16 protein-coding genes are annotated in these 11,662 nt (G+C 57.6%); 5 read left to right on the forward strand and 11 right to left on the reverse strand.

Translation table 11 applies throughout. The annotated features are described in order from the left end of the window. Positions 1-91 precede the first annotated feature (91 nt). On the forward strand, positions 92-544 hold the full coding sequence (locus V6P94_RS12400; protein ID WP_338646703.1) for an Hsp20 family protein: 453 nt from the start codon (positions 92-94) through the stop codon (positions 542-544). A 134-nt stretch (positions 545-678) separates the two neighbouring features. Here V6P94_RS12400 and pbpG read toward each other — a convergent pair whose 3' ends face one another. The 3 genes from pbpG to V6P94_RS12415 form a co-directional block, all read right to left on the reverse strand. Further along, on the reverse strand, positions 679-1,617 hold the full coding sequence (pbpG, locus tag V6P94_RS12405; protein WP_133077203.1) for a D-alanyl-D-alanine endopeptidase: 939 nt from the start codon (positions 1,615-1,617) through the stop codon (positions 679-681). Positions 1,618-1,979: 362 nt separating this feature from the next. Then, entirely contained in the window at positions 1,980-2,189 is a 210-nt protein-coding gene (locus tag V6P94_RS12410; protein WP_095036595.1) for a helix-turn-helix transcriptional regulator, read from the reverse strand. A gap of 9 nt (positions 2,190-2,198) precedes the next feature. After that, positions 2,199-2,750 (reverse strand): DUF2975 domain-containing protein, encoded by a 552-nt coding sequence (locus V6P94_RS12415; protein WP_338646706.1) that lies wholly within the window; start codon positions 2,748-2,750, stop codon positions 2,199-2,201. 229 nt (positions 2,751-2,979) lie between these two features. On the opposite strand from V6P94_RS12415, the gene V6P94_RS12420 reads away from it, so the two are divergent. After that, on the forward strand, positions 2,980-3,921 hold the full coding sequence (locus V6P94_RS12420) for a class I SAM-dependent methyltransferase (RefSeq protein ID WP_338646708.1): 942 nt from the start codon (positions 2,980-2,982) through the stop codon (positions 3,919-3,921). A gap of 216 nt (positions 3,922-4,137) precedes the next feature. Here the strand turns inward: V6P94_RS12420 and V6P94_RS12425 are convergent, their stop codons facing one another. Further along, the gene (locus V6P94_RS12425; protein WP_133077206.1) at positions 4,138-4,656 is read right to left on the reverse strand and encodes a Dps family protein; all 519 of its coding nucleotides are present in this window, start codon (positions 4,654-4,656) and stop codon (positions 4,138-4,140) included. A gap of 203 nt (positions 4,657-4,859) precedes the next feature. On the opposite strand from V6P94_RS12425, the gene V6P94_RS12430 reads away from it, so the two are divergent. Further along, entirely contained in the window at positions 4,860-5,555 is a 696-nt protein-coding gene (locus tag V6P94_RS12430) for an AzlC family ABC transporter permease (RefSeq protein ID WP_133077207.1), read from the forward strand. Then, entirely contained in the window at positions 5,552-5,863 is a 312-nt protein-coding gene (locus V6P94_RS12435; protein WP_133077208.1) for an AzlD domain-containing protein, read from the forward strand. Before V6P94_RS12430 ends, V6P94_RS12435 begins: the two co-directional genes overlap by 4 nt. Here the strand turns inward: V6P94_RS12435 and V6P94_RS12440 are convergent. From V6P94_RS12440 to V6P94_RS12450, 3 genes are all read right to left on the reverse strand, one after another. After that, a complete protein-coding gene (locus V6P94_RS12440; RefSeq protein ID WP_133077209.1) occupies positions 5,811-6,005 on the reverse strand; it encodes a hypothetical protein in 195 nt (64 codons plus the stop codon). The two genes, V6P94_RS12435 and V6P94_RS12440, sit on opposite strands and share 53 nt — an antisense overlap. A gap of 95 nt (positions 6,006-6,100) precedes the next feature. Beyond that, on the reverse strand, positions 6,101-6,295 hold the full coding sequence (locus V6P94_RS12445) for a hypothetical protein (RefSeq protein WP_019826144.1): 195 nt from the start codon (positions 6,293-6,295) through the stop codon (positions 6,101-6,103). 159 nt (positions 6,296-6,454) lie between these two features. Further along, positions 6,455-6,805: a hypothetical protein gene (locus V6P94_RS12450; RefSeq protein WP_133077210.1), complete on the reverse strand. Its 351-nt coding sequence runs from the start codon at positions 6,803-6,805 to the stop codon at positions 6,455-6,457. 231 nt (positions 6,806-7,036) lie between these two features. Between V6P94_RS12450 and V6P94_RS12455 the strand changes: the two genes are divergently transcribed. Further along, the gene (locus tag V6P94_RS12455; protein ID WP_133077211.1) at positions 7,037-7,855 is read left to right on the forward strand and encodes a shikimate 5-dehydrogenase; all 819 of its coding nucleotides are present in this window, start codon (positions 7,037-7,039) and stop codon (positions 7,853-7,855) included. Positions 7,856-7,893: 38 nt separating this feature from the next. Here the strand turns inward: V6P94_RS12455 and V6P94_RS12460 are convergent, their stop codons facing one another. The 4 genes from V6P94_RS12460 to V6P94_RS12475 form a co-directional block, all read right to left on the reverse strand. Further along, entirely contained in the window at positions 7,894-8,565 is a 672-nt protein-coding gene (locus V6P94_RS12460) for a DUF480 domain-containing protein (protein ID WP_326398235.1), read from the reverse strand. A gap of 171 nt (positions 8,566-8,736) precedes the next feature. Then, positions 8,737-10,053, reverse strand: coding sequence for an MFS transporter (locus V6P94_RS12465; RefSeq protein WP_133077213.1), 1,317 nt, complete (start codon positions 10,051-10,053; stop codon positions 8,737-8,739). A gap of 190 nt (positions 10,054-10,243) precedes the next feature. After that, positions 10,244-10,894, reverse strand: a complete 651-nt coding sequence (locus V6P94_RS12470) for an N-carbamoylsarcosine amidohydrolase (RefSeq protein ID WP_133077214.1) — start codon at positions 10,892-10,894, stop codon at positions 10,244-10,246. A 9-nt stretch (positions 10,895-10,903) separates the two neighbouring features. Continuing rightward, the gene (locus V6P94_RS12475) at positions 10,904-11,659 is read right to left on the reverse strand and encodes an Asp/Glu racemase (protein WP_133077215.1); all 756 of its coding nucleotides are present in this window, start codon (positions 11,657-11,659) and stop codon (positions 10,904-10,906) included. Positions 11,660-11,662 lie beyond the last annotated feature (3 nt).

The following is an 11,662-nucleotide window of genomic DNA, read 5'->3' on the forward strand; positions in this document are numbered from 1 at the left end:
GAAACGGTTTTGACGGTCCCTATCTAAGGGGTACGCGATGCCGAAACCGGGTCGCGTAACAAAATCTCGCTGAAATCAGGAGGATGAAATTATGAGCAACGCATTTTCAATGGCGCCACTGTTCCGTAATTCTGTCGGCTTTGACCGTTTTAGTGATTTGTTTGAAACCGCTTTACGCAACGATTCGAGCGGCGGCTACCCACCTTACAACGTTGAAAAACGTGGTGAAGACAGCTATCGCATTGTGGTTGCGGCTGCAGGCTTCCAGCAGGATGATCTGGACCTGCAAGTTGAGAAAGGCGTGCTGACCGTGAGCGGCAGCAAACGTGAAAGCACCAGCGAAGAAGGCGTGACCTTCTTGCATCAAGGCATTGCACAGCGGGCATTTAAATTGTCCTTCCGTCTCGACGACCATATCGAGATCAAAGGCGCAAACCTGAGCAATGGTTTGCTGAGCATCGACCTGCAGCGGGTGGTGCCGGAAGAGGCAAAAGCCAAACGCATCCCGATCAATGGGAATTCGCAGCCTGCTCTGCAAAACTGATCTGAGCACGTGCTGAAAAAGAACCCCGTCTTCAGGCGGGGTTCTTTTTATCCGGATGAATATCAAGAGCAGCACGCAGGCATTTGTCCCCGACCTCTCCCCGGGGCAAGTGCCTGCTTTTCATGTCCAGAACGTCACTTTCCAGCCTGACCTGCGGTCAACTGGTGTTTTTGCAGGTTCTTGTCGGCTTTGTAGCGCAAGGCTACGTCGGGCACGCTGCCGCTTTTACCGGTTTCAACCCAGTTGCGAATCCGCCCTGCATCGGCGAAGTGGGTGTATTTGCCAAAGGCATCCAGAATCACCAGCGATACCGGGCGATTGCCCATCTCGGTTACCAGCACCAGGCAGTGGCCAGCCTGATTGGTAAATCCGGTCTTGGTGATCTTGATATTCCACTTGTCCTTTTTGACCAGATGATCGGTGTTATGAAAGCCCAGTGTGTAGTTGGGTTTGCGGAATGCCACGGTTTTTTCTTTGGTGGTGCTCAGCTGGCTGAGCATCGGGTAGTGCCGTGCCGTTGCCAGCAGCTTGCTCAAATCGCGCGCGGTGGACACGTTGTGAATCGACAGGCCGGTCGGCTCAACGTAGTGGGTGCTCATCATGCCCAGGCTTTTGGCCTTGGCGTTCATGGCTGCGATAAACGCCACATAGCCGCCCGGGAAGTGATGGGCAAGGCTGGCAGCCGCACGGTTTTCCGATGACATCAGGGTGATCAGCATCATTTCGCGACGCGAGAGTTCGCTGCCAATCTTGACCCGGGAAAACACGCCTTTCATTTCTGGCGTGTCGCTGATGTTGACCGAAATGTATTCATCCATCGACTGTTTGGCGTCCAGCACCACCATGGCGGTCATCAGTTTGGTCACGGAGGCGATGGGGACGATGGCGTCAGGGTTGCTGGCAAAAATGACCTTGTTGGTCTGCAGGTCGATCAGCATCGCGCTGCCTGAGGCGATATGCAGCTGTGAGGTATCCCTTGGGGCCGAAATGCTTTCAGCCGCTGCGGCGATTGAAGAGGCGCTGGTGCCTGCCAGAACTAAACACAGGCTCAAAATAGAAAGATGAATTTTCACGCAGAATGACTCAAGGATGGTTGGGAAGTACCGGGCTGCAACGGCTGTTACACACATAACGTTACATTTTGTCAGTATGGATCAATAGCGGCAGAAATGCCTGATTTCGCAGGGTTTATCAGAGAATATTCATGGCCGGGGCTTCGAGGTGCCAGTGCAGCTGGCAGGCCTCAACGGGAGGTGCTGGCGAATCAAGGATTCGTGCTCGGGCGAGCCTAGCAGTGCAATGCTGTTGGCTGGCTGAACGACTTGAGCGTTCGACCCTGGCTCTGGAGGCCGCGAAAAGTCAGTAACGCAGGAGGCGGGGATTTATCAGGTTCGACGCCTGTGAGGCTGTGGCCCCACAGGCGTGAACGGGTGCTTCAGGATTCAGCTCGATAGTGCAGCAAGTCCCCCGGCTGGCAATCGAGTGCGATGCAAATGGCTTCCAGGGTGGCGAGCCTTATACCTTTGACCTTCCCTTGCTTGAGCAGTGACAGGTTCTGCTCGGTAATGCCGACCATTTGCGCGAGGTCCTTGGATTTGACCTTGCGCATGGCCAGCATGACGTCCAGCTTAATTTCGATCGGCATCTTGGCCTCTTAAACAAACTGCTGATTTTCCCGTGCCATCGAACAGGCGTTGTATAGGCTGCGGGCGATGATCATAAGAGAAGCGGAGAGGAATAAGGCAACAAGATGCGACGGTTCAAAGCTGATGGTGAACAAACGCTCGCCGTCAGGGCGCAAAAATGTGATCCAGACGCTCATGACCGGTGTCAGCAAGAGGCAGGCCAGCACCCATGAAGCGACACTCTTGCCTACTTTCCCCAGCAGTTCAGCCGACTCCGCCGAGAAGTATTCCCCGTTGCTGTAGGCCAGAAACAGGCTGCGCAGCGCCAGCAAACCCTTGGCCAGTATCGGCAGGGGGATGCTGGACAGCACAATGGCCCCTGCGACTTGCCACCAGGGCATCTGCAGAATGTCTGCGTTCAATGTTTTGGTCATGGCGCTCAGGCTGAATCCGCCGACGTAGGTGCCAATGACGTTGGGGAAGATCCAGTAAGCGATATTGGCCAGGAGCATGCCCACCACGAGCGCCAGGGTGGCGGTTGCCAGGGTTCTGCTGCGATCGGCCAGGTGATCGGTTTTCATCTGAAAGTCCTTCTGTAGTACTGATGATGATTAAGTGCCCGGATTCTGCGCAGAAACGGTAGGCGATGTTTTAAGGCCTTGATATCGTAATTCGATAATAAATGATTGTAAAACGATAATTTCATGGATGTAGAAATGACTTTGGCGGATGCAGATGCGCGCGGTGTTGATTAGGCAGGGCTGTGCAATTGTGTAAAATGCCGGCCCTTGAAATTGACCGGCCGGCCTGATGACTCCTGAAGCGTTAACCACTCTGCATTTGCACCTATTGACTGCTCTGGACGCTGCGCCCGAAGAAACCCGGCGTTTGTTTCATGGGCGCGGGCGGTGCTGGCCGGGGCTTGAGCAGTTGACAGTCGACTGGCTGCAAGGCGTGGTACTGATCTCGTTGTTCAAGGAGCCCGATGCCGGGCATCTGAACGCCTTGAAGCAGCTGTTGATGACGCTCGTGCAGTCCCCTTCATGGCGAGCCAGCGGGGCCCACACGCTGGTGCTGCAACATCGCTATACGCTGCAGAGCGACACTGAATGGCTGGTGGGTGAGGCGGTTGATGAGTGGACGCTGACCGAAGGCGGGTTGCGCTATCGAGTGGACCTGGGCCGCAAGCAGAACAACGGCCTGTTTCTGGACATGCGTTACGGTCGGGACTGGGTGCGGGCCAACGCCGAGGGCAAACGGGTCTTGAATCTGTTTGCCTATACCTGCGGCTTTTCAGTGGCCGCGATCGAAGGCGGTGCGCAGCATGTGGTCAACCTCGACATGTCCCGTGCGGCGCTGAGCCGTGGGCGCGACAACCATCGGTTGAACGGGCATGACATGAGCAAGGTGACGTTCCTGGGGCATGACCTGTTCAAGTCCTGGGGCAAGGTGAAAAGCACCGGCCCTTATGATCTGGTGATCATCGACCCGCCGTCGTTTCAGAAGGGCAGCTTTCTGCTGACCAAGGATTACCAGCGGGTAGTGCGCCGGTTGCCTGAGTTGCTGAGCGAAAACGGCACGGTACTGGCCTGCATGAACGACCCGGCACTGGGTTCGGACTTCCTGATCGATGGCGTTACCCTTGATGCGCCGAGCCTGCGTTTTGTCCAGCGCCTGGATAACCCGCCGGAGTTTCCTGATGCCGACGCAGAATGCGGTTTGAAAGCGCTGGTGTTCAAACAGGGCGTTTGACGGGCAAAAAAAGGCCCGCTGGGGGAGTTGCGGGCCAAGGGGTTCATTGAATGAGCAATGAGCGCAGCGAATATACCGCCCGCTGCGCTCAAAGACTGTGAAACAAAATTCATCTTTCTTGTGGGAGCGGGCTTGTTCGCGATGGCATCGACCAGGTGCCCTGGCCGAACCGCGTCGCCTGTATCGCGAGCAGGCCGCTCCTACAAAATTTGCCGGTTACTTGGTGCGCGACGACTCGAACAGGAACCACACGCGGCGCTCGGCTTCATCGATCCAGTTTTCCAGCAGGCTGGTGGTGGCCACGTCTCCGAGTTCGGAGCACATGTCGTGGGTTTCACGCATGTACGCGGCCAGCTGGATGTTGTCTTCGCGCAGCTCTGCCAGCATGTCTTCCGGGGTTACGAAGTCGGCATCGTTATCCAGCAGGCGCTGGAGCTTTTTGATATGGCCAATCGAGCGAATGGTCGTGCGCCCCAGCTTGCGTACGCGTTCGGCAATGGCGTCGGTGGTCGCATAGATCTGATCGGCCTGTTCGTCCAGCAGCAGATGAAAGTCACGGAAATGCGGGCCGGACATGTGCCAGTGGAAGTTCTTGGTTTTCATGTAAATGGCGAATGTATCAGCCAGCAGCGCATTCACTTCGGCCGCAATGTTGATACAGGCTTTTTCGCTTAGTGCCGAAGGTGTCCGCAGATCGGCCTTTCTGCTTTCCTTCGCGGATTTCAGGTCTGTCATGGTGGTTCCTCGTGGCAGCGGTTGATCGGAATAACGTCACTTGAGTGCGGCTGACTAAAGACCAGGATCAGCCTCTCGTCAAACGCGTCGGGGCGTCTCAAACAGCCCGCGTAAAGTTTTGAGGGCCTCTGAGCAAGATCGTTCAAGACTTTCTTCTGTCAGGTTGCGACCCTTTGCCGCTGCTTACTGCCGGAATGTTTGTAATGTCTGATTCCCTTGCTCGATCCGCGTTTGTGCGCGGCACAATGGCCTGTCTTCCGCTCACGCTGGCGTGTGCCCCTTGGGGGTTGCTGGCGGGATCCACTGCGATTGATGCCCAATTGACCCCGGCGCAAAGCCAGGGGCTCTCGCTTTTTGTGTTTGCCGGTGCGGCGCAATTGGTGGCGATCGGCATGATCAAAGGAGGGGCCAGTGCGATTTCGATCCTGGTGACCACCTTGCTGCTGACGTCACAACATTTGCTCTATGCCATGCATTTGCGACCGGTGGTGGCGCCACTCGAACCGAGATGGCGTCTGGGGCTGGGCTTTCTGCTGACCGATGAGTTCTTTGCCCTGGTCAGCCCGTTTGACCAGAAGACGTTCAATCGCTGGTACGCGCTGGGCGTGGGGCTGTGCATGTACGTGGGCTGGAATATTTTCACCCTTCTGGGCGTGGTGCTGGGCAAGAGCATCCCGGGGCTGGACCAACTCGGGCTTGAGTTCTCGATTGCCGCAACCTTCATAGCGTTGATTACGCCCATCGTGCGCAATGTTCCAACCATTGTGTGCGTGGCGGTCTCATTGTTGAGCGTGGTGCTGTTCAGTTACTGGCAGTGGGAGTCGGCCATTGTGCTGGCAGGGCTGGCGGGTATGGTCGCGGGTTATCTGTGCAAGCGGCTGGGAGGGTACTGGGCATGATTTGGATCATTATTGCCGGGATGACGCTGATTCTGTTTTTCAACCGCTACCTGTTTTTGGAGCCGCGGCTGCCGATTCGCTTGAATCGTGGGGTGAGGGAGTTTTTGGGATTCGCGGTACCGGGGATGCTCACGGCGATTTGCGGGCCGATCATCTTCGTCAAGAATCATGAGGTCGACCTGAGCCTGGGCAACCCGTACCTGCTGGCCGGGCTGTGCGCCATAGGGCTTATGCTCTGGAGTCGCAACGTACTGCTCAGTGTCGCGTTGAGTGTGGGGTTGTTCTATCTGTTTCGCTGGTGGCTTTGATTTGCGCTGCGGCGCGGGAAGTAAAGGGGCCGCTCAGGGCAACGCCGTCACTGACCACGTACCAGCACGCCAGCAGGCCGTCCGCACGAAGCGGAGCGGGGACTGCACTGCCGATGACCGACATGACATGAATCTTGGGCATAAACACCTCCTTCAAACAATGTCGCTACCTTACGGGCTGGGCCGCTGCGCAAAAAATCATTGCGCGTGATAGTCGTCATTGATGTCGATGAGGTGTCAGTCAACCACCTGGTCGAGCATGTGCATGACTTCCTGATCGCTCAGCAATCCCTCGCGTACGAGGTGCTGGGCCAGCAGTGACACCAGCTTGGCGGTGCGATGGCCCTCGAGCTGCTTGAGCTCGGTCAGGGTGTTGTAAACCTTGCTTGAAGTGCAGAGCCCGACGATGTGGTGCGGGTTTTGTGTAGGCATAAAGGTCGTCCTTGTTTTTATGAGTGTGCCGATGATTGCGCCAGTGGCGCTCCATAATGCCGCAGTCCGGGCCACTAGGGTGTCTCATCCGCGACATTCACAGTGTCAATTGGGCCCTGCCGGCAGCTGCAAAAGCCTGCCGGTTTGCCTGCGCCGGTGTTACCAGCGCGGCGGGCCGTAATAGCCCCGTGGCGGGCCGTAGTACGCCGGGTGTGGCCGACCGTAGTAGCCCTGGTAATAAACGGGCTGAGGCGGCTGGACATACACCGGTTGTGGCTGGTAGTAGACCGGTGGGGCCTGAACGTAAACAGGTTGCGGCTGGACATAGACCGGTTGCTGAACGTAAACCGGGCGTGGCTCGGGGCCAGCAATGATTGAACCTACAACTGCGGCGCCGACTACCGCGCCAAAAATGGCAGGTCCGGGCCCCCAACCGCCATGAGCAGATGCCTGGCCTGCGACAGCCAGAGCGCCGATAAGCAAAGCGACTTTGGGGATGGTACGCATCATGACGATTCCTCGAATTTCAGCCCCGACTTTTGGCCTGCACCAGGCCACGGATAATCGCGGGGATAACGTTAAGACCGTGTTTTATTAAAAAACTGCGAAGCGCTTTGGTAAATTTTGTGTAAGGTCTGCGGGCGCTGAGACGTTTCAGCGCTTGCAGCTGCAATATGATCTAACAAAATTTCCGGTACGGCTTGTGCCGTCCATCTAAAAGCATTCAGCAAGGAGATGAGCATGCAAATGAATCCGAATAAAGACACCCAACTGTGCATATCGCTGTCGGGCCGACCGGGGAACTTCGGACTGCGTTTTCATAATCATCTATACGAACAGCTGGGCCTGAACTTTTACTACAAGGCTTTCAGCAGCAAAGACCTCAAGGGGGCAGTGACCGGTATTCGCGCCCTGGGGATTCGTGGTTGCGGTGTGTCCATGCCTTTCAAGGAAGCGTGCATTGAGCTGGTGGACGAGTTGGACGCATCGGCCCGTGCCATCGCGTCGATCAATACCATCGTCAACACTGACGGGCACCTCAAGGCCTACAACACGGATTACATCGCCATCGCGCAATTGCTCGACAGTCACAAGGTGCCCACGGACACCACTTTTGCATTGCGTGGCAGTGGCGGCATGGCCAAGGCCGTGGCTTCGGCGTTGCGCGACGGTGGCTATCGCAAGGGTGTGATCGTGGCGCGAAACGAAGCGACAGGAGGGGCGCTGGCGGCAAGTTGTGGCTACGAGTGGCAGCCGGAGTTGGCTGCGCACAGGCCCCGGATGCTGATCAATGTCACGCCGGTGGGCATGGCGGGCGGGGCTGAAGCCGACGACCTGGCCTTTGAGGCAGATGCCATCGATCAGGCCGATATCGTTTTTGATGTGGTGGCGATCCCGGTTGAAACGCCATTGATCGTGCGTGGTCGTGCCCAGGGCAAGCAGGTGATTACGGGCCTTGAGGTCATTGCAATTCAGGCATTGGAGCAGTTTGTGCTGTACACCGGTGTTCGACCGTCCGCCGAGCAGTTCCAGGCTGCGGTGGCGTTTGCCCGCAGCTGATTGCAGGGTCGGGCGAGTGACCTCGCCCGACACTCGCGTTACTCCAGCTCTGCCAGGCGAGCCTCTAGCGCTGCGATGCGCGCTTCAAGTGCTTCGAAGCGCTCCAGCGATACCATGGAGCCACTGCTGCGCTCTGCAGGTTGTTGACGGCTGGCCATGATTGTCTCGATGTCAGCCGGGTCGCCCAGTGCATGCATGTAGCGGTCTTCGCGCTGGCCGCTCTGGCGAGGCACCAGCAGCGCAAGATCACGGGCAATCAGGCGCTCCAGTTGATGCTGAACCTGTTCAGTGTCTTCGAAATCGTGCATGCGCGAGCTGCGGGTCAAGAGCTCGTTCAAGGTTTGCGGGCCCCGCAGAAACAGCAGGCCCAGCAGCACCACCTGGGCAGGCACCAGTTCCAGCGCCTTGTCGACCTTATGCTCCCAGCGGTCAGCACGGCTGCCCATCACCAGCCGGGTAAAGCCGCGACCTTCGAGTGCGCGCAAGCTTTGTCCGACTTGTCCTTGAGTGAGATTGAGCACGGGTTCACGGCTGGTTTTCTGGTTGCACGCCAGAACCAGCGCGTTGAGCGTCAGGGGGTAGGTTTCAGGGTTGGTGGCCTGTTTCTCGATCAGGGAGCCGAGAATCCGGATCTCGATGCTGTTGAGCAGAGGTCCGGAGTCAGATTCGATCTGTGTGTTTTCTGAAAGCTGACTAGCGGGAACTTCCATTTTCTTCTCCAAATTGAGTAACCGTTGCCAGCGGTCATTGTGGAGTCTTTTGCACAATAGGGCGACTGCCGCGTCAAATCTGCGGGAGCGGGCTTGCTCGTGACAGTCATAGTGCGGTGAGCCGGGCTCGTCGCGATGCAGGTATCGCGAGCAAGCCCGCTCCCGGGGCTGTCAGCGGTTGACCAGTTTGGCTGGCAATGCGATCACCAGCAGGCTGCTCAGGAGCAGGCAGCCTGCGAAGAACCACAGCGCCCCTGAGCCGCTGCCGGTTACGTCAATGGCGATACCCATCAGCGAGTTGCTCACCAGTCCGGCGATATTGGCCAGCGAGCACGCCAGGGCAAACCCCGTAGCCGCTGCCCGCCCTTTGAGAAAGGTTGCCGGCAAGCTGAAAAACACCGGCACGGCACCGATGATGGCGGCCGAGGCAATGGCGAACAGTAAAACGGTGGCAAAGACGTTATGGCTGTAGAAAGTTGTACCGGCCATGGCGGCCGCACCGATCAGGAAGGGCACGATGATGTGCCAGCGGCGTTCGCGATGACGGTCTGAACTGGCGCCAATCAACAGCATGCCAATCAGGGCGGCGGCGCTGGGCAGGGCGGTCAGTACACCAATATGGAAGTTGTCGGCCACGCCCGCATTGCGAATGAAGGTGGGCATCCAGAAAGCCATGGCGTAGGCGCTGAGCAGGATGGAAAAGTCGATACCGCCGAGCATCCAGACCTTGAGGTTGAAAAAACCGTCGCGAAAGCTGTGCTTGCTGTTTTTGCCTTCGACGTCGTCCTTGCGCAGCTCGTTTTCAAGCAGTGCTTTTTCTTCGTTGTTAAGCCATTTGGCGGTGTGATGGCTGTTGGGCAGGGCCCAGAACGTCAGAATGCCCAGCAAGACGCTGGGAATCGCCTCGATGATAAACAGCCACTGCCACCCCTTGAGCCCTGCCGTGTTGTCGAACGCGCCCATGATCCAGCCCGAAAGTGGTCCGCCGATCACGCTTGAAAGCGGCATGCCGATCATGAACAGGGCGATGATGCGTCCCCTGCGGTGGGTTGGAAACCAGGTGGTCAGGTAGTACAGCACGCCCGGCAGAAAGCCGGCCTCGGCCGCGCCCAGCAAGAAGCGCACAACATAGAACTGGGTGGGGGTGGTGACCAGCATGGTGCAGGCCGAGAGCAGGCCCCAAGTGATCATGATCCGGGCAATCCAGATCTTGGCACCGACTTTCTCCAGGGCCAGGTTGCTCGGCACCTCGAAAATGATATAGCCGACGAAAAACAGCCCGGCGCCAAGGCCGAACGCTGTTTCGCTGAACTGCAGGTCACCCAGCATTTGCAGCTTGGCGAAGCCAATATTGATCCGGTCCAGGTAGGACGCCAGATAACAGAAGCAGAGGAAGGGGATGAGTTTCCAGGTGATCTTGCGATAGAGCACCTGGACCGGGTCCGCGATAACGGTCGCGGTGGTAGTACCAGCATTTGCAGAGGGCATGTGTGTCTTCCTGGCGGTGACTTTATGGTTGTTGTGTAGCCGCGATCAGTGCTTTGGCAGGCTCGTGAAGCGGCTTCCAAAGGCAGTGTCAGAAGACTGGGCAGGCCTGGTGAGGGCCCTTGCTCAGTAATGGTGACCAGTGCTCTACGGCCTGGTTCTATGGCAGATATCCCTGTCTGCCAGTTGTTGCCTAAACAGTTTTGGTGAAGTGATTCATGGCCTCCTGCTTGCTGACGACGTCGCCATATTTACTGTCGATATCAAACAGGTTGGCCTCGTGGGGGGCGCTGTGGCGATCACCGACACATTCGCGCACCACGATGGTTCGAAAGCCGTGCTGCACTGCATCCACCGCCGTTGCCCGGATACACCCGCTGGTCGAACAACCTGCCAGAACCACAGTGTCGATGCCCTGGGCACGCAACAGTGATGCAAGGCTGGTGCCGAAAAACGAGCTGGCGTACTGCTTGCTGATGACGACTTCATCCGGGGTTGGCAGCACCTCTTCGCAGAAGGCGGCCAGCGGGTTGCCCTCCACCATGTCCTGCATGACCGGGGCCTTTTTTACCCAGATGCCGCCGTCAAGAAAGTGACCGGGGTGGTAGCGAATATTGGTATGCACCACCAGCACTGCATTTTTGCGCGCGCAGGTTAGCAGTTCGACGCTTTCGGCCACAGCGCTGACGACGCCGGGTGCGAACAGCGGCGCATCTTTTTGTGTGTAGCCTTGCATGAAGTCGATCATCAGCAGCGCAGGCTTTTTACCAAAGCCTATGCGATGGCCCCATACACCTTGATAGTTGGCGTCTGCGCTTTGCTGTTCATTGTGGTGCTCGGTCATGACCCGCTCCTATTTGTATGCGCCGGACAGCAGAGCCCCGGCACCCGGCACGATGGGCTCAAGGTTGAGGGCCTTGAGCATGGCGTAGGTGGTGGCAATGGCGGCGGTGAGCACCGGCTTGCCGGTTTGCGCTTCAACCTGGGCAACCACGGGCAGTGATTGCATCTGCACGCAGGCCGACAGCACGATCACGTCCACGCCTTCAAGGTTCATGCTGCTGACAATGGCGGGCAAGTTGGCCGGGTCGTGGCGGGCCACTTCCAGGTTGTCGGGGATTTCCAGGGCGCGCCAGTCCACCACCTCAAAGCCTTCTGCGCGGATGTAATCCACCACGAGTTCGGTCAGTGGTTTCATGTAAGGCGCGACGATAGCGATTTTTTTCGCACCCATTACCTTGAGGCCGTCGATCAAGGCGCCGGCGCTGGTAATGACCGGGGCGTTTCCGTCATTCTCGGCAGTAGCCAGGGTCAGGCGTTGCTCGGATTTTCGGTGGTAGCCCAGTCCCATGGCCATGATTGCCACCAGGCAGGCGTAACCCAGAACGTCGACCCTGGCGTCGGACAGTTCGATCGCGCAGCGGTCGGATTCGCCGTCCATGGCTGCCAGTTCTTCTTTGCGCACCTGTTTCATGCGCATGCGGCTGGAGTGAAAGGTAAAGCGTTCCGGGCGGATCAACTGGCGTGCGGTCAGCATCGCCGGGATCTCGGTTTCCATGGTGGTGTTGGAACTCGGCACAATCTGGCCGATACGGTAAGGCTTGATCACGGG

The sequence above is a fragment of the Pseudomonas sp. ML2-2023-3 genome (assembly GCF_037055275.1).
Taxonomy (GTDB): Bacteria; Pseudomonadota; Gammaproteobacteria; order Pseudomonadales; family Pseudomonadaceae; genus Aquipseudomonas.

Coding starts and splice junctions, on each gene's coding strand:
- V6P94_RS12400 (WP_338646703.1), top strand. CDS start 92: ATGAGCAACGCATTTTCAATGGCGCCACTGTTCCGTAATTCTGTCGGC.
- V6P94_RS12410 (WP_095036595.1), bottom strand. CDS start 2,189: ATGCCGATCGAAATTAAGCTGGACGTCATGCTGGCCATGCGCAAGGTC.
- V6P94_RS12415 (WP_338646706.1), bottom strand. CDS start 2,750: ATGAAAACCGATCACCTGGCCGATCGCAGCAGAACCCTGGCAACCGCC.
- V6P94_RS12420 (WP_338646708.1), top strand. CDS start 2,980: ATGACTCCTGAAGCGTTAACCACTCTGCATTTGCACCTATTGACTGCT.
- V6P94_RS12425 (WP_133077206.1), bottom strand. CDS start 4,656: ATGACAGACCTGAAATCCGCGAAGGAAAGCAGAAAGGCCGATCTGCGG.
- V6P94_RS12430 (WP_133077207.1), top strand. CDS start 4,860: ATGTCTGATTCCCTTGCTCGATCCGCGTTTGTGCGCGGCACAATGGCC.
- V6P94_RS12435 (WP_133077208.1), top strand. CDS start 5,552: ATGATTTGGATCATTATTGCCGGGATGACGCTGATTCTGTTTTTCAAC.
- V6P94_RS12440 (WP_133077209.1), bottom strand. CDS start 6,005: ATGCCCAAGATTCATGTCATGTCGGTCATCGGCAGTGCAGTCCCCGCT.
- V6P94_RS12445 (WP_019826144.1), bottom strand. CDS start 6,295: ATGCCTACACAAAACCCGCACCACATCGTCGGGCTCTGCACTTCAAGC.
- V6P94_RS12450 (WP_133077210.1), bottom strand. CDS start 6,805: ATGATGCGTACCATCCCCAAAGTCGCTTTGCTTATCGGCGCTCTGGCT.
- V6P94_RS12455 (WP_133077211.1), top strand. CDS start 7,037: ATGCAAATGAATCCGAATAAAGACACCCAACTGTGCATATCGCTGTCG.
- V6P94_RS12460 (WP_326398235.1), bottom strand. CDS start 8,565: ATGGAAGTTCCCGCTAGTCAGCTTTCAGAAAACACACAGATCGAATCT.
- V6P94_RS12465 (WP_133077213.1), bottom strand. CDS start 10,053: ATGCCCTCTGCAAATGCTGGTACTACCACCGCGACCGTTATCGCGGAC.
- V6P94_RS12470 (WP_133077214.1), bottom strand. CDS start 10,894: ATGACCGAGCACCACAATGAACAGCAAAGCGCAGACGCCAACTATCAA.